Source organism: Chromobacterium sp. FG89, assembly GCF_057808735.1.
Map to the genome: position 1 here is coordinate 33,015 of NZ_JBMDIQ010000009.1, position 22,905 is coordinate 55,919.

Annotated in this window: 26 protein-coding genes and 1 tRNA gene; 14 read left to right on the plus strand and 13 right to left on the minus strand. The window is 56.9% G+C overall.

The window, feature by feature from the left end:
* Positions 1–181 precede the first annotated feature (181 nt).
* From ACODRW_RS10820 to ACODRW_RS10830, 3 genes are all read left to right on the plus strand, one after another.
* Positions 182–727, plus strand: coding sequence for a hypothetical protein (locus ACODRW_RS10820; RefSeq protein ID WP_488905724.1), 546 nt, complete (start codon positions 182–184; stop codon positions 725–727).
* A 45-nt stretch (positions 728–772) separates the two neighbouring features.
* Positions 773–848, plus strand: a tRNA-Thr gene (locus ACODRW_RS10825).
* 296 nt (positions 849–1,144) lie between these two features.
* Positions 1,145–1,684 (plus strand): hypothetical protein, encoded by a 540-nt coding sequence (locus ACODRW_RS10830; protein WP_486637165.1) that lies wholly within the window; start codon positions 1,145–1,147, stop codon positions 1,682–1,684.
* A gap of 208 nt (positions 1,685–1,892) precedes the next feature.
* Here ACODRW_RS10830 and ACODRW_RS10835 read toward each other — a convergent pair whose 3' ends face one another.
* The 8 genes from ACODRW_RS10835 to ACODRW_RS10870 form a co-directional block, all read right to left on the minus strand.
* Positions 1,893–2,477, minus strand: a complete 585-nt coding sequence (locus tag ACODRW_RS10835; RefSeq protein WP_227108348.1) for an HvfX family Cu-binding RiPP maturation protein — start codon at positions 2,475–2,477, stop codon at positions 1,893–1,895.
* Positions 2,478–2,488: 11 nt separating this feature from the next.
* Positions 2,489–3,160 carry an HvfC/BufC family peptide modification chaperone gene (locus ACODRW_RS10840; protein WP_488905725.1) on the minus strand — a complete coding sequence of 224 codons (672 nt, stop codon included), beginning with the start codon at positions 3,158–3,160 and terminating at the stop codon, positions 2,489–2,491.
* 19 nt (positions 3,161–3,179) lie between these two features.
* Positions 3,180–4,019: an MbnB/TglH/ChrH family RiPP precursor modification enzyme gene (locus tag ACODRW_RS10845; RefSeq protein ID WP_235088694.1), complete on the minus strand. Its 840-nt coding sequence runs from the start codon at positions 4,017–4,019 to the stop codon at positions 3,180–3,182.
* Positions 4,007–4,309 (minus strand): hypothetical protein, encoded by a 303-nt coding sequence (locus ACODRW_RS10850; protein ID WP_107800000.1) that lies wholly within the window; start codon positions 4,307–4,309, stop codon positions 4,007–4,009. The genes ACODRW_RS10845 and ACODRW_RS10850 overlap by 13 nt, the downstream gene beginning before the upstream one ends.
* 27 nt (positions 4,310–4,336) lie before the next feature.
* Positions 4,337–5,251: an MBL fold metallo-hydrolase gene (locus ACODRW_RS10855; protein WP_488905726.1), complete on the minus strand. Its 915-nt coding sequence runs from the start codon at positions 5,249–5,251 to the stop codon at positions 4,337–4,339.
* 396 nt (positions 5,252–5,647) lie between these two features.
* Positions 5,648–6,451, minus strand: a complete 804-nt coding sequence (nudC, locus tag ACODRW_RS10860; RefSeq protein ID WP_488905727.1) for an NAD(+) diphosphatase — start codon at positions 6,449–6,451, stop codon at positions 5,648–5,650.
* A gap of 26 nt (positions 6,452–6,477) precedes the next feature.
* Positions 6,478–7,611 (minus strand): YbdK family carboxylate-amine ligase, encoded by a 1,134-nt coding sequence (locus ACODRW_RS10865; protein ID WP_107800002.1) that lies wholly within the window; start codon positions 7,609–7,611, stop codon positions 6,478–6,480.
* Positions 7,612–7,615: 4 nt separating this feature from the next.
* Positions 7,616–8,812 carry a cation:proton antiporter gene (locus ACODRW_RS10870; RefSeq protein ID WP_227108360.1) on the minus strand — a complete coding sequence of 399 codons (1,197 nt, stop codon included), beginning with the start codon at positions 8,810–8,812 and terminating at the stop codon, positions 7,616–7,618.
* A gap of 163 nt (positions 8,813–8,975) precedes the next feature.
* On the opposite strand from ACODRW_RS10870, the gene ACODRW_RS10875 reads away from it, so the two are divergent.
* Entirely contained in the window at positions 8,976–9,776 is an 801-nt protein-coding gene (locus tag ACODRW_RS10875; RefSeq protein WP_235088692.1) for a M90 family metallopeptidase, read from the plus strand.
* On the opposite strand, the gene hpaR is transcribed toward ACODRW_RS10875, so the two are convergent.
* Positions 9,777–10,226, minus strand: a complete 450-nt coding sequence (gene hpaR, locus ACODRW_RS10880) for a homoprotocatechuate degradation operon regulator HpaR (protein WP_227108364.1) — start codon at positions 10,224–10,226, stop codon at positions 9,777–9,779.
* A gap of 327 nt (positions 10,227–10,553) precedes the next feature.
* Between hpaR and ACODRW_RS10885 the strand changes: the two genes are divergently transcribed.
* Together ACODRW_RS10885 and ACODRW_RS10890 are read left to right on the plus strand one after the other, a co-directional pair.
* Positions 10,554–10,862 (plus strand): hypothetical protein, encoded by a 309-nt coding sequence (locus tag ACODRW_RS10885; protein ID WP_107800004.1) that lies wholly within the window; start codon positions 10,554–10,556, stop codon positions 10,860–10,862.
* Positions 10,863–10,936: 74 nt separating this feature from the next.
* Positions 10,937–11,632, plus strand: coding sequence for a DUF1906 domain-containing protein (locus tag ACODRW_RS10890; protein ID WP_488905728.1), 696 nt, complete (start codon positions 10,937–10,939; stop codon positions 11,630–11,632).
* A 34-nt stretch (positions 11,633–11,666) separates the two neighbouring features.
* Here the strand turns inward: ACODRW_RS10890 and ACODRW_RS10895 are convergent, their stop codons facing one another.
* Positions 11,667–12,083, minus strand: coding sequence for a DUF3693 domain-containing protein (locus ACODRW_RS10895; protein ID WP_488905729.1), 417 nt, complete (start codon positions 12,081–12,083; stop codon positions 11,667–11,669).
* A gap of 257 nt (positions 12,084–12,340) precedes the next feature.
* Here ACODRW_RS10895 and ACODRW_RS10900 point away from each other — a divergent pair, with 257 nt between their 5' ends.
* The 8 genes from ACODRW_RS10900 to ACODRW_RS10935 all read left to right on the plus strand — a co-directional run bounded on the left by ACODRW_RS10900 (position 12,341) and on the right by ACODRW_RS10935 (position 19,346).
* Positions 12,341–12,661 (plus strand): hypothetical protein, encoded by a 321-nt coding sequence (locus ACODRW_RS10900; protein ID WP_488905730.1) that lies wholly within the window; start codon positions 12,341–12,343, stop codon positions 12,659–12,661.
* Between the two features lies 1 nt (position 12,662).
* Positions 12,663–13,997 carry a phage/plasmid replication protein, II/X family gene (locus ACODRW_RS10905; RefSeq protein WP_488905731.1) on the plus strand — a complete coding sequence of 445 codons (1,335 nt, stop codon included), beginning with the start codon at positions 12,663–12,665 and terminating at the stop codon, positions 13,995–13,997.
* Positions 13,998–14,244: 247 nt separating this feature from the next.
* Positions 14,245–14,469 carry a hypothetical protein gene (locus ACODRW_RS10910; protein WP_474930992.1) on the plus strand — a complete coding sequence of 75 codons (225 nt, stop codon included), beginning with the start codon at positions 14,245–14,247 and terminating at the stop codon, positions 14,467–14,469.
* A gap of 152 nt (positions 14,470–14,621) precedes the next feature.
* Complete coding sequence (locus ACODRW_RS10915) at positions 14,622–16,010, plus strand: hypothetical protein (RefSeq protein ID WP_488905732.1); 1,389 nt, start codon at positions 14,622–14,624, stop codon at positions 16,008–16,010.
* 1 nt (position 16,011) lies between these two features.
* Positions 16,012–16,359 carry a DUF2523 family protein gene (locus ACODRW_RS10920; RefSeq protein WP_488905733.1) on the plus strand — a complete coding sequence of 116 codons (348 nt, stop codon included), beginning with the start codon at positions 16,012–16,014 and terminating at the stop codon, positions 16,357–16,359.
* A 2-nt stretch (positions 16,360–16,361) separates the two neighbouring features.
* Complete coding sequence (locus ACODRW_RS10925; protein ID WP_488905734.1) at positions 16,362–17,555, plus strand: zonular occludens toxin domain-containing protein; 1,194 nt, start codon at positions 16,362–16,364, stop codon at positions 17,553–17,555.
* Between the two features lie 391 nt (positions 17,556–17,946).
* Positions 17,947–18,531, plus strand: a complete 585-nt coding sequence (locus ACODRW_RS10930; protein WP_488905735.1) for an H-NS histone family protein — start codon at positions 17,947–17,949, stop codon at positions 18,529–18,531.
* Positions 18,528–19,346 carry a DNA cytosine methyltransferase gene (locus tag ACODRW_RS10935; protein ID WP_488905736.1) on the plus strand — a complete coding sequence of 273 codons (819 nt, stop codon included), beginning with the start codon at positions 18,528–18,530 and terminating at the stop codon, positions 19,344–19,346. The genes ACODRW_RS10930 and ACODRW_RS10935 overlap by 4 nt, the downstream gene beginning before the upstream one ends.
* Positions 19,347–19,582: 236 nt before the next feature.
* Here ACODRW_RS10935 and ACODRW_RS10940 read toward each other — a convergent pair whose 3' ends face one another.
* The 3 genes from ACODRW_RS10940 to ACODRW_RS10950 form a co-directional block, all read right to left on the minus strand.
* The gene (locus ACODRW_RS10940; protein WP_488905737.1) at positions 19,583–20,146 is read right to left on the minus strand and encodes a DUF2726 domain-containing protein; all 564 of its coding nucleotides are present in this window, start codon (positions 20,144–20,146) and stop codon (positions 19,583–19,585) included.
* Between the two features lie 468 nt (positions 20,147–20,614).
* Positions 20,615–21,076 carry a hypothetical protein gene (locus ACODRW_RS10945; protein ID WP_488905738.1) on the minus strand — a complete coding sequence of 154 codons (462 nt, stop codon included), beginning with the start codon at positions 21,074–21,076 and terminating at the stop codon, positions 20,615–20,617.
* A gap of 215 nt (positions 21,077–21,291) precedes the next feature.
* Positions 21,292–22,761, minus strand: a complete 1,470-nt coding sequence (locus ACODRW_RS10950) for a cobyric acid synthase (protein WP_488905739.1) — start codon at positions 22,759–22,761, stop codon at positions 21,292–21,294.
* Positions 22,762–22,905: the final 144 nt, after the last annotated feature.

Here is a 22,905-nt window from a genome sequence, read left to right on the forward strand (position 1 = left end):
AGGAAAGGGAAGCGAGCGGCGCAAACGAGCGCAAAGGCAATTACATTGGCATTGCACTGTGGGTATAGCATATGTGAGGCGGCGATGGCGCACTGCGGCAATAAAAATCAGTCCGCGCGGCGGATTGGACTTTGCCCGCCGTCGTCAATTTCCGCCAGGGCGCGGGAAACCCCGTGCTAGTATGCGGGTTTTGGCGGCGCAAAGCGCGGCCCGTTTCATCCCAGAGAGCATTAGACCCCCGATCATGAAATTCGCGACGCACACCATTGCGCTGGCCTTGAGCCTGGCGTTGATCAGCCCGGCCAGCCTGGCCGAACCCGAAGACATGCCTTTGCCCGGCGACGTGCAGATGGCGCCGGCGAGCAAGCCCGCGCGCAAGGCCGCGCCGGCCAAAACCGTTCAGGCGGCGGAACCGGCGCGCGCCAAAGAGCAAGCCAAGCCTGCTCGCCAGGCCAAAGGCAAGGCCAAGGCGAAATCCTCGAAGCAGGGCAAGCGTCAGGCCAAGGCCATTAGCGCCAAGCAGACGCGTCACGGCAAGGCGGCGGCCAAGCCGGCGACAAAAAAATCGACCGTCAAAAAATCGACGGCCAAAAAGCCGCGTCACGCAGCCAAAACCGCAAAGCGCGCGCCGCAGGCCAAGGCGCCCGCTAAAAAAATCAGCAAAAACAAAAAGGTAGGCAAAAGCGTGAAGAAGGCGCATAAAAAAGCGCCGAAAAAGACGCGCTGACGGCTTGCCAAAGCCATTGAGGCAAGACATAATACGCCTCTCTTCGCCGGTGTAGCTCAGTTGGTAGAGCACCTGACTTGTAATCAGGGGGTCGCGAGTTCGATTCCTGCCGCCGGCACCAATAAAATCAAGGGCTTATAGAGTTTTCTCTATAAGCCCTTGGTGCGTTTTAGGGGAGTGCCGGCCACGTTGGCTGATATTTCCCACTGCGCCAAAATATCGCCGCCCCGCCGCTTCGCGCATTGTTACGCTTTTCCCCATACTTCTTTAGCCAAGAATCGTCATCATCCCTATAAACCGTCATAAAGCATTGTTTCTGTAGAAAAAATACTTTAGTCGGCTACTTATTGATGTAACGGCGACATTAATCGGCACGCCAATCGTTAATTTGACTCACCCCTTATGGGAGACTGACAAATGACTGGAGATGGCAATTTCCTCACTCCGGAAGGAATGAGAGTCGATATCGAAACAAGCGCGGCCGAAACGCTGAGAATTCTGAATCAGAACTTTCCATGGGCGCCGAACTTGCAGTTCGACCTTATGGCTTTTAGAGAGTGCTGGAATTTTGCAACGGCAAGAATTGGCTGGCTGTGGTTACAGACCCAAAGGGAACTGCAGTTTCATTTCAATTGGAAAGCCGGGCGAGCAGGTTTCTTGCAAGCCACCCTGTGTGCGCTGAACAGCCTCGCGATCTACGAGGCCCGCACCTCTTCCAGTTGGACGGTATACGGGACCGCCTTCACCAGCGCTTTGGCCAATTTTTTCGCTTACTACGATAAGGGCCCAAGCAAAAGAAGCAAGAAAAAATTCTTTGGGATGCTCTTGGTTTCTGCCGGATATGCCTTTCTTTCGTATGCCGGCAGCAATGCCTATCAATTCTTGCTTGCCTATGACTCGATCGCATTTTCAATTTGCGTCATTTTAGTCGGCCACCATCTTGCCATCAGGGGATAGGCCTCTTTTTTCGAGGGCATAAAAAGACCCCAGCCAAATCAGGCTGGGGCTCATGGTCATAACAGGAGGCCGACATGAGGATGCCAGCTACTGCCTGTTATAGGTGGCCGGCATGCTTGTTCGAACTGACCAAAAGACGGGCGGCCATCATTGGCCGCTCATTCCGAGAACGCTCTCGGCTTGAAGCGCAGCGGATTTTGAAACGCTTTTAAGCGGCAAAGCGCTTGCGCAGCCAGTAATCCGCGCTGACGTAGCGGCCGCCGCCGTAAAAGAACAGCACCAACAGCATGACGAAGTAGGTGGCGGCGAACTCCATCCCGTTGTTCAGGATGACCGGGTCGCCCAGTTCAGTGATGTAGTTGTAACGGCCGGGGAAGTTCTCCGCCAGCCAGGACAGGAAGCCGGCCAAGCGCTGGCTGGACTCCATGTCCTTGGCGGCAATGGCCAGCCAGCCGCGGGGCAGGTGCACCATGGCGCTGGCCGCGCTCATCAGCACCATCATGGGGATGGCCATCACCCGGGTGAACAAGCCGAGCGCGATGCAGACCAGGCCCAGCACCTCGGTGGCCGCGGCCAGAAAGGCGAACAGCACGGGGAAGGGCAGGCCCAGGCCGCCTTCGCTGGCCGGAGCGCCGAACCAGCTCACCGCCGCGCTGAAGCCGACCACCTTGGAATGGGCGCCGACGTAGATCACCGGCAGCAGATAGAGGCGGACGCCCAGCAGGGCGATGAAGTCGTATTGCTTGCAAGCCGCAAGCGCCCGGTCGAAACCATTCATTATCTTGGCAATCATTTTCGTATTCCTCATATTGGGCGGCCGGCGTCGGACGCCGGCGCGCGCATGTCGCGCATCTGTATCAAGCCGGTGGCGAGCGCTTCCTTGAGCCAGGTCCAGAGCGCGTCGGGCGGAACTTCGGCCGACAGCGCCGGATAGGCGCAAGGCGTCCGCAAGGCCTCCAGCAGCCAGCGATCTAAGGCGCTCAGCGGTTTCCGGATCACCTGATGCCGGGCGTCGCGGAAGATGGCGTAAGGGCCGGCAAGCCCGGCGAAGTCCAGCTGCAGTTCAACGCAGGCCAGCGTGGGATTGAGCGAGAAAACGGAGCTTTCCGTCGCCAGCCCGGCGGAGGGCGGCGTTACGACAGCCTCGTCTATTTCCACGCTGAACAGCAGCCACTCGTATTCCAGGCATTGCCGCAGATCCGCGGGCAGGCCGGCTTGGGAGAAACAGAGAAACTCGGTGGCGATGTGGTGGAACTCGGGGCTGGACGAGGCGTGGCCCGCCAAAAAGTCGTCGATGCGGCTGCGCAGCTGCTCAGCCGACAGCCTGGCGCAGAACAAGGGGAAGACATGGCTCAGCACTTCCTCGATATTGCCGCGCAGAAACTGGCGGTAAAGCTCGACGGAACGCTCGCCCAAGGCCTCCGGACCGCCCCGCAGCCGCCGGCTGAAGGTTTCGATGTCCGATATCGCGTTCATGATGTCTCCTTTGTCGCGCTCAGGCGGCCTGGGCCGCCGGCAGGTGGATGCGGCGCCGCAGCGCGGCCGCTTCTTCGCACAGCTCCCGCCACGGCGGCAACTGGTTGTCGCGCTCCAGCAGCAGCGGACGGGAGCCGTGCAAAGCCACGGCGTGCCGGGCCAGTTCCAGCACCTCTTCGCATACGGCCGCGCCGTGGGTGTCGATCAAGATGCCGTCGTCGCGGCGCCAGTGGCCGGCGATGTGGAAGTAGCGGATGGCCCGGGACGGCAGATCGGCGATGAAGCGTCGCGGGTCGTAACCGTGGTTGCAGGCGTTGACGTAGACGTTGTTGATGTCCAGCAGCAATTGGCAGCCGCTTTGTTCGACAACGGCGCGGATGAAGTCCGCTTCCTCCATCTGGCCGGCGTGGGCGTGGTAGTAGCTGATGTTTTCCAGGATCAACGGTCGATCCAGGAGGTCTTGAACCTGGCGTATCTTGGCGGCGACGCGCGCCGCGGCCGCTTCGCCGCGGGGGATCGGCAGCAGTTCGTATAAATAACCTTGCCGATCGCGGGAGTAACTGAGGTGGTCGCCGTGCAGGCGGATGCGATAGCGGTCGAGAAAGCGCTTGGCGCGCTGGAGATAGTCCGCGTCCAGCGGCAGCTCGTCACCTATCGACAGGCTGAGCCCATGCGAGATCAACGGGTATTTCTCCGCCAGACGGTCCAGCTGCTCGCGTTTGCGGCCGCCGATGTCCATCCAGTTTTCCAGCGTGATTTCCAGGAAGTCGATTTCAGGCTGCGGGGGGTGATCGGCCAGCCATTGGGCATGTTCGGCGCGCAGCCCCACGCCGACGGCCTGTTGATTTATTGTCCGCATACGCCCTCCACCATTTTTCCCTTGCCGGTTTGGTCGGAGTGGACGCCTTGGCCGGTCTTGCCGCACTTGCCGTCGCGGGCGCGCACCAATTGATCTTGCGGATCGTGCCGGAGAGGGGCTTTCTCATACATCTTCACCGTGCCGCACTTGCCGCTGGCGCATTTGCCGCCATGGCCGCTTTGGCTTTTCACCGCTTGCGCCGGCTGGCTGGCTTCCGCCGCCAATGCGGCTTCGGCGCTCAGGCCGAGCAAGGATGTCATGGCGATGGAAAGAATGATCTGTTTTTTCATGTCGGTTCTCCTTTGGGATGGCGGCGCTCAATGCGCCGGGAAGCATGAAAGGTCGCGGCTGGCGTGGATCGGGCCTGGGTAATAACGGCGGACGATGGAGACCGATTGCTCCTTGAGCCGCAGGCCCTTGCCCATGAAATGGTTGAGCACCAGCTGCTTGGGCTTCGCCGCGGCGGCGATGCGGCCGACGACGGACGGCTTGGCGTGCAGGAAGGCGGAGGCGGGGTCCGCCTGCTCGTCGATGGCGAGCGGCATCACCAGAATGTCCGCGTTCTTGGCGAAATCGATAAAGCGAGGGTTGCCGCCGTTCTGATCGGCGGAGACGACGATGCTGCCGTCCTTGGTGTCGATCCGATAAGCGAGGCAGGGCACGTCGCCATGAGGAATGCCGAGCGCGCTGATGCGGACGCCGTCTTTTTCATACACCGTGGTCGGCGTGGTCTTGCGGTAGTCCACATTGGACAGCGAGACCTTGAGCGGGATGTCGCCCTGGCCGGAGTAGAGGCCGGACAGATAGGCGTAAGCGCCGCTTTTGGCGTTGAACTGGGCGTTCATGAAGCCGCTCAGGCTGGGAAAGCCGGCGCCGCCCGTTGGGCCGGACATCTGAATGGCGCGGGGCGAGCTGAAAAAGTAGCTGCCCTTAAGCAGCGCGGGCAAGTCCGATACATGGTCGGTGTGAAAGTGGGTGAGGCCGATAAAGCCGACGTCTTCCAGCCGCGCGCCGGATTGGCCGAAGCGCAGAAAGGCGCCGCCGCCGGCGTCTATCAGCGCCACCGGCTTGCCCTTCCACCAGATCAGCGAGGCGGACGAAGCGCGGCCGTCGTCGGAGATCGGCCCGCCCGAGCCCAGCAATTGCAAGGCGTAGTCTTTGTTTTCGCATTGAGTTGGGCTGGCCAGGGAAGCGTTGGCGGCGCAGGCCAGCAAGAGGGATAAGGCAAGCATGCGGATTTTCATTTTGCGCTCCTTGTGCGGCGCGGTGATTTGGCCTGAGGAGGGAGGCCGGCCTGCGTCATCGCCGCCGTATTTCATTGAATTCGACGAGATTTCCCCTTGCAGGCGGGAGTCGCGTCGCTTTGGCTATGACTAAAGCTTATCACTGCGCTTATATCAGCATTACTTTTTATATTTATAGATATGAGTAGAAAAACTTATATGCAAAGGTGAAGATCCCTTGAATATTCGGCGATGGGCGGCGGGAGAGGACGGAGGAAGTAGACGGGGACAGCGTCAAAACGATGTGGAGGATCAAGCAGGCGCGCCGGCCTGCTTGTGATGGAAGGATCGATAGGGGTGTAGCGCGGGGGCGAGACGGAGGCCGTCCGCCATGCGCCGAAGCGGCTAGGCCCGCCCCTCGTCCCGCGCGCGCAGCCACGCCACGGTGTGATTCAGCAATTGATAGGCGATGGAGATGGGCGTCGGCGTTTGCGGCAGGGCGTCGATGTCGAACCAGCCGGCGTCTTCGATCTCGCCCTCCTGAGGCTGGATGTCGCCGCTGTCGTACTCCGCGGTAAAACCCAGCATCAGCGAGTGGGGAAAGGGCCAGGATTGAGAGCAGACGTAGCGCAGATTTTTGATGCGCACGCCCACCTCTTCAAACGCCTCGCGGTGCACGCATTCCTCCAGGGTTTCGCCGGGCTCGACAAAGCCGGCCAGCGCGCTGTAGACGCCGGGGACGAAATGAGGGCTGCGCGCCAGCAACAATTGCCGGCCGCGATGGATTACCACCATCATCGCCGGCGACAGCTTGGGATAGTAGAGCTGGCCGCAGCTGGAACAGCGTTTGCCGCTATCGTCCGGCCGCTGAAGCAGGGGCCCGGCGCAACGGCCGCAATAACGATGAGTGCGCTGGAACTGGCGGATTTGCGCGGCGCGGGCGATGGCCGGCGTCAGCCCGGAAGGCAGGCTGAGCAAGGCCGGACGCAGGGCCAGCCACTCGCAGCCGTCCGGCGGAGCGCCCACCAGTTCCGCCAGAAACAGATTGTGTTCCTCATGCACGCCGATGAACAGGATCTGGGCCAGCGGCCAGGCGCGCGCGCGGTCATCCGGCAGGGCCTGGTCCAGCAACAGGATCTTGGGCCCTTCGAAAATGCAGTAGCGGGCAGGCAGCGCGGGATCGGGCAGGGCGGGCAGGTCGAATGGCATGGCGGCTTGGTTAAGGTTTGAGCCCCTCAGTTTACGCCCACTCCCGGCGCCGCGTACATCCAGTGTTCGCTTTGCCGGCGCACCACCTCGGACAAAGAACCGCTGTCGTCGAACACCTGCCGCAGCCAGGCGCTGTCGGACTGCCGCTTCAACACCCGCTGGCGCAAGGCGGTCAACTGCGCCTGATTGCCCAGCGCCTCGGCCTGCGGCTCCAGCTGATTCAAGGTGTTGAGCAAATCCTCCTGCAGCCCGATCTGGCTATTGTTGCCGGCATCCACCAGCATGCCGTCAAAGCCGAAGCGGCAGGCCTGGAAGCGGTTGTAGCTATACGTCAGATAATGTTCCTGACACACCTCGTCCTGGCGTTCGCTCAGACAGCGGTGCGCCAGCATCTGCGCGTAAGCCGCCAGCAGCACCGGCGTCTCCACCGACAGCGGCGTGTCGCAGATGCGGATTTCCACCGTGCCGTACTCCGGCTTGGGCCGGATGTCCCAGTAAAAGTCCTTCATGCTGGCGACAATGCCGAGGTTGGCCATGCGCCGGAAATAGTCGTTGAACTGCGCCCAGTTGTTGACGCAAGGCATGCAGCCGGACAGCGGGAAGGCGTTGACGCTGGTCAGCCGCGAGGTCTGGAACAGCGTGTCCACCCCCTGGTAAAACGGAGAAGACGCGGACAGCGCGATGAAGTGCGGAATGTAGCGCGCCAGATAATGAGTCAGGCGCACCGCGCTGTCGCCGTCCGGGCAGCCGATATGGATGTGCTGGCCGTAAACGGTGAACTGCTTGGCCAGATAGCCGTACAGCTCGGACACCAGGTGATAGCGCTCCTTGGGGTAGATGCGTTGCTCGTCCCAATGCTGGAACGGATGCGAGCCGCCACCGGCCAGGCCCAGATTCAGTTTGCGCGCGCTGCTGACCAGCAGCTCGCGGATGGCCAGAATCTCCTCCAGCATCTTGTTGACGTCGCTGTGCACGGCGGTGCCGATCTCAATCATGCCCTGGGTGATTTCCGGCTTGATGTCGAAACCGTGCTGCAGGCGATTCACCTGCAACAGCAAATCGTCCGAGCCGCGGGTCAGATCGTAATCGCGCCGATTGAGAATCATCAGCTCCAGCTCCACCCCCAGGGTCAGCGGCTGACTGCGGTTGAATTCCAGCATCGTCTCACTCCTGCGGCCGGGTTTCGCCGGCCAGCTTCAAGGCCAGGCGGGTCAGCACCGGCGCGCACAATTCATTGATCACCAGGATGGCCATCATCACTCCGCTGAAGTTTCCCGCGGCGGCGCCCAGGGAAATCGCTCCCAAGCTCATCAACAGCGAAGTGCCGCCGGACCAGGAGTTCAGCGCCAAGCCCAGGCAGGCGCCGTGGCGCTTGGGCAGGCCATTGGCGCCGGCCGCCAGCCACCAGATCAACACGGCGAAGCCGGTGCGCAGCAGCAGGCAGGCCAGGGCCACCGGCCAGAACTGCGCCAGCGACTGCGGCGCCAGTTGCGCGCCGGCGGCCACGAAGAACGCCACGGTAAAGATATGGGCGGACGACATGATGCCGCGTTCGGTCACGGTATGGCCGTGCTTGAGGTTGCGCGTGGCCAGGCCGGCCGTGAGCAAGGCCAGGGACGGCAAGACCTGCAGCATGTCCGCCACGCCGACCACCAGCGCGATCAAACCGAACAGCATGACTTTCTGCGATTCCCGCTGCCGGCCGCCCAGCCAGCGATTAAGCTGGATTGCCGCGAGACCGGCCAACAGGCCCAGCGCACAGGAGGCCAAGGTCAGCCAGCCCGGCAGCAGAATGCCGCTTTCCACGCCGTTGTTGCCGGACAGATGGCCATAGGACAAGGCCAGCGCGAAGCAGGGCAGGGCCAGCAGATTGGACAATGCCGTGGCCACCAGCAGGCGTTCGCTGACCTGGCCGTCCGCGTTAGACTCGCGCACAATCTCCAGCGTGACCACCGGCGAAGTGGCCACGCCCAGCGCGGCCAGCATCAGGCTGGCCGCCAGACCCAGGCCGAACAGCTGCAAGGCGGCGAACAGGCCAAGCAAGGTCAGCAGGCAATAGAACAAGGTGGTCAGCAACAAGGTGCGTTCCACCCGCAGCCAGCGCAAATCCACGCGGCGCCCGGCCTCAAACAGCGCAATGCCCAAGGCCAGGTGCACGAAGATGGACGCTTGCTGCAATAGTTGCTCGTCCAGTAGCCGCAGGCTGTGCGGACCAATCAGCAAGCCGGTCAGCACATAACCGACGATGGCGGGCAGACGCGCCACCCGCACGGCGATCTGGCCGCCAATCACGCCCAGCGACAACAGCACGCCGAATGCCGCCAAAGGATTGAGCGCCAGCGTTTGCCAAGGCAGGCTCATGATAATTCCCCCGTTTATTTTTTGATTTTGACTGACGCGCCAGCCTGAGCCGGCGCAGCGAAAGCGGAATGTTGACGTCTTGCGACGGATCGGATGGGACGCGCATTGAAATGCGCGAAATCGCCCTCAGAGTATGAGAGACGATAAAACGGGACGAGAGTTCATGGTGATTGAGTGGATTCGCCGTGCGCTATCCGGCAAAACCGCTCCGGAAACGATGGCCGCGCTGCGAGAGCAGGCCGCGCGCATGCCGCTGCTGGCGGGGCTGAACGAGGCGGAGCTATCGCGCCTGATCGAACTGGCGGCCTGGGTTTTGCGCAGCAAAAGCTTCTCCGGCCAAGACGGGGTGCGCTTAAGCGCCCGCTCATGCGCCAGCGTGGCCCTGCAAATGGCGCTGCCCGCCATGAATCTGGGCAAAGCCGCCCTGAGCGGCTGGAACGACGTGGTGCTGTACCCGTCGCCGTTTGTCGCGCGCGACATCTGGATGGACGGCATAGGCCTGCAGCATGAGAGCGAGAGCGTGCTGATAGGCCAGGCCCGTCAGGACGGCCCGGTGGTGTTGTCGCTGCCGGACGCGCGCGCCTCCGAGCAGCTGGACGGCTGGAACGTGGTGATTCACGAAGTGGCGCACAAGCTGGACATGCTCAATGGCCCGGCCAACGGTTCGCCGCCCTTGCACAAGGGCATGCAACAGGCGCAATGGAGCCGCGTCTGGTCCCGGGGCTATCGCTTGTTGTGCCGCATGCTGGACCGCGGCATCGACCCCGGCTGGCTGGACCCGTACGCGGCGGAGAACCCGGCCGAGTTCTTCGCGGTGTTGAGCGAAGCCTTTTTCGAGCTGCCGCACCATCTCAAGTTGGACTGTCCGGAGCTGTACGAGCAGCTTGTCTTGTTCTACCGCCAAGATCCGGCGGCGAGGTTGCCCGAGCCCGAGGCGGAACCCGCCCCGGGCCCGGAGTTCTGATCAACCGGCGCGCGGCGCCGGCAGCTTCTCCAGGTCATCCAGCAAGCCCAGCAACTGGCTCAGCTTTTCCTGGCCCAAATGGCTTTCTATCTGGCGATAACAGTCTTCCGCCAGCGGGGAGATCTGTTGAATCAGGTCACGGCCGTCCCGCGACATTGAAATGATCAGACGTCGGCTGTCCACATGGTCGCGCTGACGATGGATAAGCCCCGCTTTTTCCATGCGGACCAGGATGCCGGTCAGGCTTGGCGGCAGGATACAAGCCCGGTCCGCGATAACGCCGGCCTCCTGATCGCCAAAGTCCTCCAGCACTCGCAGAATGCGCCACTGTTGCTCTGTCACCCCGTAACGGTTGAGGATCGGGCGGAAGTAAGCCATCACCGATTCCCTGGCCCGCAGCAGGTGCTGGGGCAGCCGTTGATTATGTAGTTTTATGTTTTTGTTGGTCATTTAGATCGTTGCTTCCGGCTGCGCGCAGCCAGTGTTGCTGGTTATCGCCCGAGAGGGCGAACTCGACAAATAAAATGCCATGCAAATACCTGTCACATATTTACTTTATTCCAAATTTTAATCCAAAAACAAAAAAAATAGCATCTCAATACCATATATTCATTGAATTAATTATGCATACCGGGCGAAGTAACGGGCAAAAGCGCCAAGCGACAGAGCCTCCAAGAGCATAATTTGCGTTACGGTGACGATAATTTTGAATTTACGTCACAGTGACGCATAATTAACTTGGACCAACAGACACAAACGGGCAGAGGAGGGCGGGCAATGAAGGAAGAACAGCGACAAGGCGAAGCCGCCGCAGGCAGGAAGCGCGGCCGTCCTAGTACCGGCCTTGCAATGTCCGGGGCGGAACGGCAACGAAAGTACCGAGCAAATACCGTCACCGTAACGTTAAATGATAAGGAATGGGCCCACCTGACCAATATGCTGGAGCAGGCGCTGAAAGCCGATCCATCGCGTTACGGCGAGTCCGATTTCGCGCTGGCCAGAAAAATCTACAGCGCCGCCATCAAGGGCAACCCGCCGCCGGATTGTTTTCACAAGCCCGCGACCAAGCGTCAAAACGAAACATAGTCATTCCAGGACGCAACCATCCCAATGGCCACTGCGCAAGACGCCGCCTGGCTTATGCTGATGAGTGTTGTTTTTTGCGTGAGACCAAGAAGATGAACGCCTCTTACAGTCCAAGCGGAGTCTGCGTTGAAGCCGCTCCGGCCGGCGCGCATGGCTTTGACGCCGATACGCCGCTGTCCCTGGAGCTTGCCCGGCAGTTCGCCGCTTCCGGCTACCAGTTTTGCGTTCGTTATCTCTCGCTAGGGTCCGATGAAGACGCCTCAGACCTGTCCGCAAGCGAAGCGCAGGATATTCTTGAAGCGGGCCTGGCCTTGATGGCCGTGCAACATGTGAGAGAGCCCGGCTGGTCGCCGAATGCGGATATGGGAAAAAGCGACGGCCAGAACACCGCCGCGCATGCGAAAACGGTCGGATTATTGCCCGGCGTGAACATCTGGTGCGACCTGGAAGGCGTGGCGGACGGGACGGCGGCGCAGGATGTGGCCGACTATTGTTCGCAATGGTTTGAAGCGGTGTCCGACGCGGGCTACGCGCCAGGCTTGTATGTAGGGTCCGACGCGGGATTGAGCGGAGCGCAGTTGTATGAATTGCCTTTCCAGCATTACTGGCAATCTTGCAGCAGCGTGCCGGAGATCCCGCAACGGGGCTACCAAATGGTGCAGACCCTGGTGCCTCAGCCGGTGAACGGGATCGGCATCGACGCCGATCAGACGCAAACCGACCAGTTGGGCGGCACGGTGAGATGGCAGGTTCTGGCGGAGAGGGCTTGACGATGAAGGCGGCGAAGAACTTGGAGTGCTTTTCCTAGTCTCCTTGATTTGACATAATATACACTTGGCATGTTGCGGCAACGCTACATGCGGCATTTGTCATGCGCTGAGACGCACTAGCATTGTCAGCGCTTAGACTCCCCATCAACATCGCCCCCGCCGTCAGCCCGCCCAGGGCGAGGGCGCCCATCTTTTTTAGTAGGTCTTCCCAAACGTCCTTACGTGCTTGATTTTTCTCGCGTTCCATCTGCGCTGCGGCAATCACCACCATGCCGTCTATTCCCAAAATTTTTGCGACCATGATGCAGGCGAAGTCATCCATGATCTTTTTCCCGGTCATGTACTGACTCATTCCGCTGCTGCTGATCCCTAGTCTCTCAGCTTTTTTGTTCTGGCTGATGTCACCCATTTTTTCGAGTGCTTCGCGCAGGTAGTCGCTGCTTAGCTTCATGTCATCTCCGTTGTGCTTACCTGGGTAAGCAATCTATCATGGCACTGCTACTTACCCAGGTAAGCAAAAGTCTGTTACCCAATTTTAGCAGGGGAGGCATGCCGTGTACCGGTCCAAATTCTGCGCGCTATTTCGCTGTCATGGCCACGTCCTGATGACGTCCAAGCCGTCTGTCTTTGTCTGCCGCACCGGCTTTGTCTTCGCTTCTCGGCCAGTCGTCCGTCTGGCCCTTTCCCGTACCAACTGAGGACCTACCCATGAAAGCCATTTTGTCCGGTTTCCTGCACATGAACGGCATTGCCAAGCAGTCCGGCAAGCCGTTCGACATGCGCACCTTGATTGTGCTTGTCCCGGCTCAGAACACAGCGTCTGAGAAATTCAACAAGCTGGGCGTTGGCTACGAGGTTGCTGAACTCCCAGTGGCCGACTCTGCCAAGGCCGCCTTCATGTCGCTGACGTACCCGTGCCACGCGCAACTGGACATCAGCCACGAAATTTTCAACGGCAAGATGCAGCCGACCGTCAACGGTGTTTCCCACGTCGTGCTGCTCAAGCCTGTAGACAAGGCCACCGCCTGATATGTCTGCTTTCATCGACTACATCTCGATCTCGCAGCTGCACCCGGGTCGACTTAACCCCGAGACCGGGGAAGTCGAGCCGACTTTGCCGCTCGTGGATTCGGGTGTGGTCGGGAAGTGGGGCAGGGACATGGAAACCGGCGAACTCATTGATAACCCTGAGTGGGGACAGTCTTCAAAGCTGTTCCTGCGCGGCTCTTTCGACAGCCTGGTTATCGTCAAGTGCGACGGTTTCCGCATCACTTTGTCCGGCAACGTGGGCCGCCTGGATCGCCCCGACAACCTGTTCAACCTGGACTTCGATCAGACCATTGCGAAGTGCAATGAAGTCCTGTCGCGTTTCCGTTTGCCACCTTTTGAACCTGGTCAGCAGGTGGTAAACGCAAATCCGTCAGCGTATGACCTGGAACACGGCGTCAACCTTGTCCATTGGACTGGCGCTACCGTTTCCGGCCTTCACATCACGCGCAACTATCAAACCGGCAGTCCGAAGGACGCCGAAGCCTTTATGCGCTGGCTCTCTACCCAGTCCATCAGCAACGTCAAACGCAACCGCGCTAGTCCTGAGTCCTGCGCCTGGGGCAGCAAGGGCGGTCGCAAGATGCTGAAGGCTTACATCAAGCATTTGGAAATGCTCGCCCCCGGTCACAAGCATGGGCGCTCTACATCTCAAATCAAGTGTGACCCTGTTTATCAATTTGCACGGGAACAAGGCATTGTGCGGCTCGAAATGGAGGCAGGACGTCTCTTGCTGCGCGACAAAGGTCTACGGTTCCTGGGAGACATCACGATGGACAACATCGTTAACCTCTTTGACGCCGAAGTCCGGCCTCTCTTGTCCCGCGTCCGTCAAGACATCACCCGCCTGGACATCGAGGGCTTGCCCTCAAAAATCCGCATGACTGCCGCTTGTTACCTACGCGGCGAGGATGTTCGCCAGTTGGTCAGCCAAGCCACGTTCTACCGTCACGCAAAAGCCTTGCGTGATTACGGCATCGACATCAGCGAACCGCTGGCCAAGTTCGACAAGATCAATCACGTCATCAAGGTTGTTGAAGTGGCGCCGGCCACTTGCCCTGACTGGTACTGGCAGCACCAGGAACGCTTGTTTGTCGAGCGAACACGCCTGGAGTCCGATCAGGCGCTGGCAGAGGCTGAGCGTGCAGATCGCGCCGCAGCTGTGGCGGCAAACGAGGAAATTCCGCTCCCGATGGTGGCCAACGGCCTCATTGAAGACCCCGATAGGCTCGCGCACTTGTTCAAGTCAGCCCAGGAGTACGAAGTGCCGCACACACGCCCAGGCACCTCAGGAGTAGCCAATTTTGCGTCACGGTAACGATAAATATGCCGCCCTAACTCCATCCGCTGCCACCGCACGGAGGAGGACGGCAGCGGATGGAGTTAGGCGCATTGCTTTTTGCGCGCTGCAATTATTTTATTTTCGCGAAAGTAGAGGATGAAATGGACGCGATTATGAATGCTTCGTTTCAGTTGGGATTTTTCCTACCTGTTACGGCATATATGATCGGTTTTCCGATCGGGGTAGTTGTTTCTGGTATTCGTAAAGCTTAATAGGAGGTTATATGAAGCATTTCAACATGGTTCGCAAATTCGTTTCCGTGGCAGTTGTCGCCGTGGCTACTTCGCCGGTTTTCGCCGCAGGTGAGAAGGTATCTTTCACTCCTCCGGACGTGGATTTTTCCACGATTCTGGCGTGGGTGACTGGCGTGCTGGCCATCGGCGTAATTGGTATCTGCGTTGCTTTCAAGGGCATCGATCTGTCGAAGCGCGGCATTAACAAAGCCTAGCCCGGCATCAATCTAAGGAGGAGGGGGCTAATGCCCCCTTTTTTTATGGAAACATTGATTGCTGATCTTTGGCAGCTGGCATATTTTCTAGCCGGCTTGATTTCTGGCGCTATGTTTATTTTGGGTATTAGAACGAGAATGTGAGGTTTCAAATGCCTGTCCGAACAATGCGCAATGTCACATTTTTTGCTTTGGGTGTGTTGATTTCTTTGTTTGCCTGCATGGCGATGGCTGGTAGTTACAAGATTGGAGGCTATTACCGTTATGGCGACTCTGTTACTCGTAAGTACACATCAACAGCTGATGCACAAAGGCTCTCAGATGTTGTGATGAAGGTGCATTTGGATGATGCTAAAAATGCGCGCGTCACTACTCAGATTGCCATGAATTTAGAGTCAAATTTAGTTAAGGCTAGAGTTTTAGATGACATTCCCGTTCCTGCGGCGGCTGCGGCTTCTGCTGCTGCGGCTGCATTGAAAAGAGGCCGGATTAACCCAAGTGCTGTTGTTGCGAATTTGCTTGCTGATTATGCCATTCAAAAGGGCTGGGAGTTAATGCAAGAGGCTAAATGTGAGATGAAGCCTGGTGGTTGTTGGAATGCTCCCGCTAGCGGAGTTAATGAATCTAACGCTTCGGATTGTGACTCTTATTCATTGGCCTGGGGGCAAAAGGGCACTTATATTGTTCATATTCCTGGCTGGGTTTGTGTTCAAACCATGGGCAGCGGTGGACCTTCATATAATTCTGATAAATGCTTCTGGAAAAACAATGTTCCTGTTGGTGGTGGTGAATTTGCTGGCTATTACTGGTGCCGTGAGACAACTCCGGTGAAGTATGCTCAAAGCTCCCCAGCTACAGCCGCGGACGTCGAAAATATTGCGCGAGAATACTATTACGCACAACCTCAGCAATTGTTTAATGCTTTCATGCAAGAAGGCACAATTCTTAGTTTGGATGATGAATCTCCGGTTGCAACAACTGCGGATTCTGTGAAAGGTCAATCGTCTGTTTCTAGCTCAGGAACTACCAAAAATCCTGACGGATCAGTTTCCGAGTGGAAAACTGAAACTCAAACTGATTACACACCTAAGGGTGATGGAAAACTTGGTGGCAATATTAATATAGAGAAAACCACGACTTCAACGACGACAACGAACACTTGTACTGTTGCGGGGTCTTGCACTACTTCTTCATCAAGCAATACGTCTACTGAAAAGCCGAAGCCTGATCCGGTTTGGACTGATCCGGACATGCCTAAAATAACAGAGCTATATCAGCAAAAATACCCCGGCGGCATCAAGGGCGTTTGGGATAAAAAGTCAGACGCTTTCAAGCAAACTGCATTCATGAAATCTTTGGCAACTCTTGTTCCATCCATATCTAATGGATCGTGCCCATCTTTTTCTATCAATACAAATAACGGTTGGGTTAACGGAGGGGAACAAGCTATTCCTGTCCCATGCTGGGTTTATTCTTTTATTCGTGCCGTCATTTTGTTGACTGCTGTCTTCTTTGCGCGTTCTATTATTTTTGGAGGCTGATATGGCATTTCTTGGCGTGTTTTTTTCGCAACTGCTTGCAAAATTGGTGGCACAATCGGCATTTTTATTAGCGCTTGTTGTTGCCGCTTTTGCAGCATTTTGGCTGTTGGGCACAGACCTAGGTGTTTGGATTTTTGAACAATTCATGGATTTATCTATTGCGATTTTGAATAGCCTTAGTTTTGATTTTGATTCGCTCAATGTCACCAAATATATAACTGCTTTGCCGCCTGAAACCGTGAATATGATGGGTCTGATCGGCCTTGGTCAGGCAATGGCAATTATCATTGGCGCAATTGGTGTTCGCATCGTATTGCAGTTGATCCCGTTTACGCGCCTAGGCAGCTGAACATGATCAATCTAATGTTGGGTGGCCCGCGCTCAGGTAAGTCTTATGAATCGACCGTTTACCACATCTTGCCGGCTCTGGAGCAGGGCAGAAAAGTCGTAACGAACTTGCCGATAGACATTGAAGCTTTTTGCGCGATCAATTCGGACTATCGCAAGCTCATTCGCAAGATTGACGATGAGCCGAATGTAAAAGCTTTCTCACTTCAAGAGCACTGGCATGATGACTGGAAAGACCCCGCTACAGGTCGAGGCCCTTTATTTGTTGTAGATGAAGTGCATTTCATTATGCGGCGGGGCGAAACGCCTAAGTGGCTGAACGAACTTGCTTCAATGCACGGCCATTATGGTTATGACTGGCTATTAATTACGCAGTCCTATGGCAAGATTTCAAAAGAAATCTGCGATATGGTCCAGCTAACTTATTTTGTACGCAAAATGGTGGCATGGGGCAAAACTGACTCATATATCAGAAAAGTTTACGATGGTCTTAAGCGCCCATCTCACCCCGATATTCAGACGAATATCCGCAAGTACATTCCTGCCTACTTCAAGCTTTACAAGAGTCACACACATAGTAATTCGGCTGTTATCGAGTTTGAAGGCTCTGATTTGACGCCGGCTTTTCGTAAGTGGAAGTTGGCTAGCTTTGTTTTACTTTTGCTTTTTATCCCCTTGGCTTACAAGGCATTTGTTTCTTTCAAGGGGATGGGATCTCAACAGACTGAGGAGCCTATTGCAGCAACAAAGGCAGCATCTAAGCCCTTACCTAGTAAACCACCATCCCCTGCGTCCGCACCTGCGGTTACTGAAAAGCCTACAGACATGGAGAAAGATCCGTTTGAAGGGATGCATGTCTACATCAAAGCGAACATATCGGATGCTCACAAAACGCTGTGGCTATTCGGCGTGTCCAGGGATGGGGTTGAGCTTATGACGCAGACGGGCATTCAGCTTGCAGATGCCGGCTACGCGATTCGGGCCGTTAACGACTGCCTGGCGATCGTGAGTCACCCGCGCATGGTAAGGCCTTTTTATGTCTATTGCGACTCGCCACGGCCTCCTCAAGTCAAATCAGTTGCCGTTTCATCGCCAGATATGGGTGCTGCGGTTTCAGCTGCAGGGAATGGAGTAAAACAAGGTATTCAGGGTGGCGGCTCTTTAGCTGGATCTGTTACGACAAATCCGAAACAATAGGGAATACAATTATGGATTCACATTCTCTTGTTGGGTTTATTTTGTTTTGTTTAATTTGCTCCCTGGTTCTTTATTTAAAACACGGCATTTAAAGGATTGCTCCATGTCTTCAAATGACATTTTCAAACTTTGCACTATTGTTTTTTTCTTTGCTTTTTTGTCTGGACTTGTTGTCTCAAGCTTTTTTGATATTTTAATTAATTCAAGGCGAATCGAAAAATATTTCGATAGATTAATTAAGCCGCCTTCAAAATATCAAGTTACCCGAGTCTTAAAAATAAGAGTTGTTAAATTGCAACGGAGAATAAAAGAATTGGAGAATTCCAATTAAATAACTTCCATTATTCGTTACCATAACGGATAATGAATTATCTAAACGGAGGTTACGAAAATGGCTAAAGACATGAATGACAGCGCAACGCTTGAATTGATTCCGGCTGCTAAGAAACGTGGCCGTCCCGCTAGTGGCAAAGCATTATCTAATGCTGAACGTCAGCGTCGCTTTAGAATGGCTCAGAAACAACGCGTTCATATAGATTTGTCTTCTGAAGATTGGGCTGACGTTATGGTGATGCTTCAATTGAAATATGAAGCTGACGCTAATAGTCAATCGCAGCTGTCTTATGCTCATATTGTTGAGCATTTTTATCGGGCTGGATTGGGTAAAGCTAAAGCCATGCCGGCTTGGTTTGAAGAAAACCGCTACAAAGAACCCGTTACCGTAACGAAAAATCAACCCGAACATCAACCCGTTACCGTAACGGAAATTGAGCCTATCGAGGATAAACCCGTTACCGTAACGGAAATTCCTGATGCACCTAAAGCCGTTACCGTAACGAAAAACAATTTTCAGGTGCGCTACGCTCATCCGGATGAACCTGTGTTGACCTGGACGGGCAGGGGGCGGAAGCCTGTATGGGTTCAGCGATGGCTTTCTGCTGGTGGTGAGCTTTCCGATCTGGAGGTTTCTTTGTGACTGACCAGGTATCTTTGCCAGCAGCTCCGTCACAACTCGTCTTGAGTCTATTTCCGGGTGTTGATCTGCTGGGGCGTGGATTTGAAGCTGAGGGCTTCTCGGTTGTGCGTGGGCCTGATCTTATATACGGCGGAGATATTCGGCAATTTAGGGTTGTCGCTGGCCGTTTTGATGGGGTCATCGGTGGTCCGCCGTGCCCCGATTTCAGCAAAGCCCGCCGCTCTGAACCGTCCGGCTATGGTCTCGAAATGCTGGGTGAGTTTCGCCGCGTTGTTCTTGAAGCGCGTCCGCTCTGGTGGCTGATGGAAAATGTTGCCGGTGTACCTGACGTGATGCTGCCGGGCTATAGTCACCAGCGCATTGATATCAACGCATCGGAATGCGGTTTGCAGCAAAACAGACTGCGTCATTTTCAGTTCGGCCACTGTGACGGCCTTGTACTTACCGTGAAGCGTCTTCCTGTTCGTACTGACGTTGAGCCGTGTTGTACTGCAAGCGAGGGTACGCAACTGGGTAAGCGTGACTGGCTTCGTTTCTGCCAGCTTCAGGGCCTTCGCGATGGAATAGACTTGCCCGCGTTCACTCTTGGTGCTCGCTATCGTGCGGTTGGCAATGGTGTGCCTGTTGATATGGCTCGGATGATGGCCTCCGGCATTTTGTCACTTCGTGACCCGGATGATGTGAAGGTTTGCGAATGTGGCTGTGGCCGAGAAGTCGAGGGCAGGGCACGTCTAGCAACGCCGGCTTGCCGTAAGCGCCAGCAGCGGAAGCGTGACTCTGCCGGCGTTATTCATTCGAGCTCGGTCACACTGTGACTAACCGCGGTTGGCTCTTACCTGGATTGTCACTGTGACTATACGGTCGCGAAAATGCCCCGGGTAGTCACGTGACCGTCCTGGTGTGACGGATCCTGGATGGGTCACACCAGGTAAGTCACATCGTGACTGAGTTGCGGTGACTCAGCACCGGCCAGTCACTTCACGAAAATCCAGAACGTAAAAAAGCCCAAGTGCTCTCCCTGGGCTTTTTTATTACAACTTCCTTGAATTTATCACGCACGCTCTAGTGCTTTTTCCTCCCTAGGGTGCATTCTTTTCAGCACGCTAGCGTATTCATCTAGTGTTCGTTGTGGGGGTGTTCTTGGGATCCGTAGCGGCATGAGTCCTATCTGTCTAATGATCGAATCTCTTTGCCTGTCCTTCTCTTCTTTCCCAATGTGCGACCTGTCATCAAGCTCGATAATCGCGATCATTGTGAGGTCTCTCTTGCAGATCACGAAGTCAGCTACCTTCTGGCTCATTGTTCTGCGCAGCCCTTCGTTGTCGAATTTGCTTCCTCCTTCAGTGTCGATAATCTGGCTAAAGGCCACTTGAGGAAAAACGAGGAATTCAGGCGAAAGGCTTTTTGTCAGTCGGTTAAAGCACTCTTGCTCACGCTGCGTGAGCAGCGTTTTCCCCTTGAGCTTGAACCTGGCTGAACCGAATTTTCTTGGGCTTGTAGCCTCGCTCCTGGCTTCTACTTTGAATGAGCGTTTTTGTGCTTTGCTTTTCTTCGCTCCGCTCATCGCTCCAGCTACGATAGCTATCACGATGAAGATGATGACGATTGTTGTCATGCTTTTTCTCATCACGTTACGGTAACGGCGATGCTAAACGAATAAGCCTTACCTGCAAACTCGTCTTATACGTCACCGTAACGAAAATAGAGAGAGGCCACGCCCGGCTCTTTTGCAGACAGTAAAAACCGTGTAGAGCGATCACCTATGGTCAGCCCCGCGCTCGCGCGCCCCTAGGGGCCCCGCCTGGACGTTCTTTGTCCAGGAAGGGGGTAGGGGGACTAGCTCGGCTTTGGCCGAGCGTAGTAGGGCGTTGCAACCTGTAGCGTCGCGCCGCCTTCGGGCCGCGCAGCGGCCTAGACGGGTGACTGGTAATACCCGTCTTTTTTCTCATTTTGAGAAACCGGTAGGAGGGCGGCAGCATCGAAACGGCGCTGCAAGGCGCGCCAGAGCTGGCTTTTGGGTCTCTCTGACAGAGCGCGTCTTTTTTCTCAAGAATGAGAATGGGAATGCTGATGGGATTGCCTGTTAGCAGCTGTCGTCGGGGCCGATAATTCGGTTCAGCATCGCGCCGAACTTGGCCTGCCGGTGGCAGTTCTCACGGTAGAAGTCCCGCTCGATCATGAGCCGTTCGATCAGCTCCGCTTGCTGTACTGCAAGGCGCTTGGCCCGGCGATAGTCTCGCATTAGTGCAACTTCTTCGTAGTTGATGCGTTCACCCGTGGCCGGGCAGATTAGCGCCTGGCCATCTTTGGCCAGCTTCCAGCCCCAGAACGGGCCGAATTGCTTGCCTAGTACGGTTGATGCTTTGTGAGCTAGATAGAGATAGGCAAGCTTCGGGACCGGCTTGTGTCCGGATCGCCAGCGGCCGACCTCGTCAACGTCTACGCCGATCTCTGCGGCAATTTCCGTTACGTCACGAAAACAAACAGCCCTGATCAAGTCATCAGGGCTGCACGGGAACTCACACCAAGGTAGCTTGCGTTTCATTTTGCTGCGGATAGTTGTTGCTCGAACCTCCAACGATGGAAAGTGTTGCGTTTTATTAACCTGTACAAAAGGACAGGGTATTGAACCAATGGAGCAGGCTGCGGACCCTACGCCGTATGTTTCCAAGATTTGACATAATATACATTATGCGAACATAAGGATAAACCAAGGCACCGCCAGAACCCGCCTGAAGCCCACCCCTGGGCTTCAATGACTCAATCGCCTTTAGGCAAGCCGCTGATGATAGGCCCAAGGTCCAAAAACTGTTCCAGCATGTCCGCCAGCTTGTCGATATTGGTTTCTCGCAGCGCCGGGTAATCCAGCGCCACGGGGTCTTGCAATCCGGCCCAGCGCAGGATGGCCTGGCAGGCGGCCGGCTCGTCGAAGACGCCGTGCAGATAAGTGGCCAGGATCTGATCATCTTCCGAGCGCGCGCCGTCCGCGCCGCCGTCCTTGAAATGCAGCGCCGGCCGCTGCAGCGCCGGGCCGGAGCTGACTCCCATGTGGATTTCGTAGCCGGTGGCCTCGGCGTGGTCCAAGGTCAGCCGGCCGCACACACGCGTCAGTCGCTTTTCCGGCGCCAGCGTGGTTTCCATATCCAGCCAGCCCAGTCCGTCGCCGCTGCCCGGTTCGCCTTCCAACCCGTCTGGATCGTGGAGCTTGCGGCCCAGCATCTGCAGGCCGCCGCAAATGCCCAGCACCTTGCCGCCGTAGCGCAGATGGCGGCGTATCGCTTCTTCCCAGCCCTGCGCGCGCAGCCAGGCCAGGTCCGCCAACACGCTCTTGCTGCCGGGTAGCACGATCAAATCGGCCGGCGGGATGGGCGCGCCGGCGCGCACCAGGGTGAATTCCACTTGCGGATGCAGGCGCAAGGGGTCGAAGTCGGTGTGGTTGCTGACGCGCGGCGCGGCCGGGGCGATGACGCGCAGCTTGTCGCCGGCGCCGCTCGCGCCGCCCGGCTTGTCCAGGCCCATGCTGTCCTCGGCCTCCAGGTGCAAATCGTGCAAATACGGCAGTACGCCCAGCACGGGCTTGCCGGTATGTTGTTCCAGCCAATCGATGCCGCTGTTGAGCAGGCTGGGGTCGCCGCGGAAGCGGTTGATAACGAGGCCGATCACCCTGGCGCGCTCGGATTCCGACAGCAAGGCCAAGGTGCCGGCCAGGTGGGCGAATACGCCGCCGCGCTCGATGTCGGCCACCAGGATCACCGGGCAATCCACCGCCTCGGCGAAACCCATATTGGCGATGTCGCCGTCGCGCAGATTGATCTCGGCCGGGCTGCCGGCGCCCTCGGCGATGATGCACTGATATTGCCCCGCCAGCCTGGCGTGGGACGCCAGCACCGCCTTTATCGCCACCGGTTTGTAGTCGTGATAGCCGCGAGCCTCCATATTTCCTATCGCCCGCCCGTGGATGATGACCTGAGAGCCGGTATGGCTGTTGGGCTTCAATAGCACCGGATTCATATCGGTATGCGGCTCCAGCCCGCAGGCCTGCGCTTGCACCGCCTGCGAGCGGCCGATCTCGCCGCCGTCCACCGTCACCGCGCTGTTCAGCGCCATGTTCTGCGGCTTGAACGGCGCCACCCTCACGCCACGGCGGGCCAACAGCCGGCACAAGCCGGTGGCCAGCGCGCTCTTGCCGGCATCGGACGTGGCGCCCTGAATCATGATGGTCTTGGCCATGGCATTCCCCCTGCACATAGATGGCGAACAAGGCTTAGAATGGCGGCTTGATTCATTCCGGCCATCCCAAACCCTAGAAATTTGCGCATTGGATACCTCCAAGCGGCGGTCGGCCATTATATAAGGTTGTGTGTTGAATTCCGC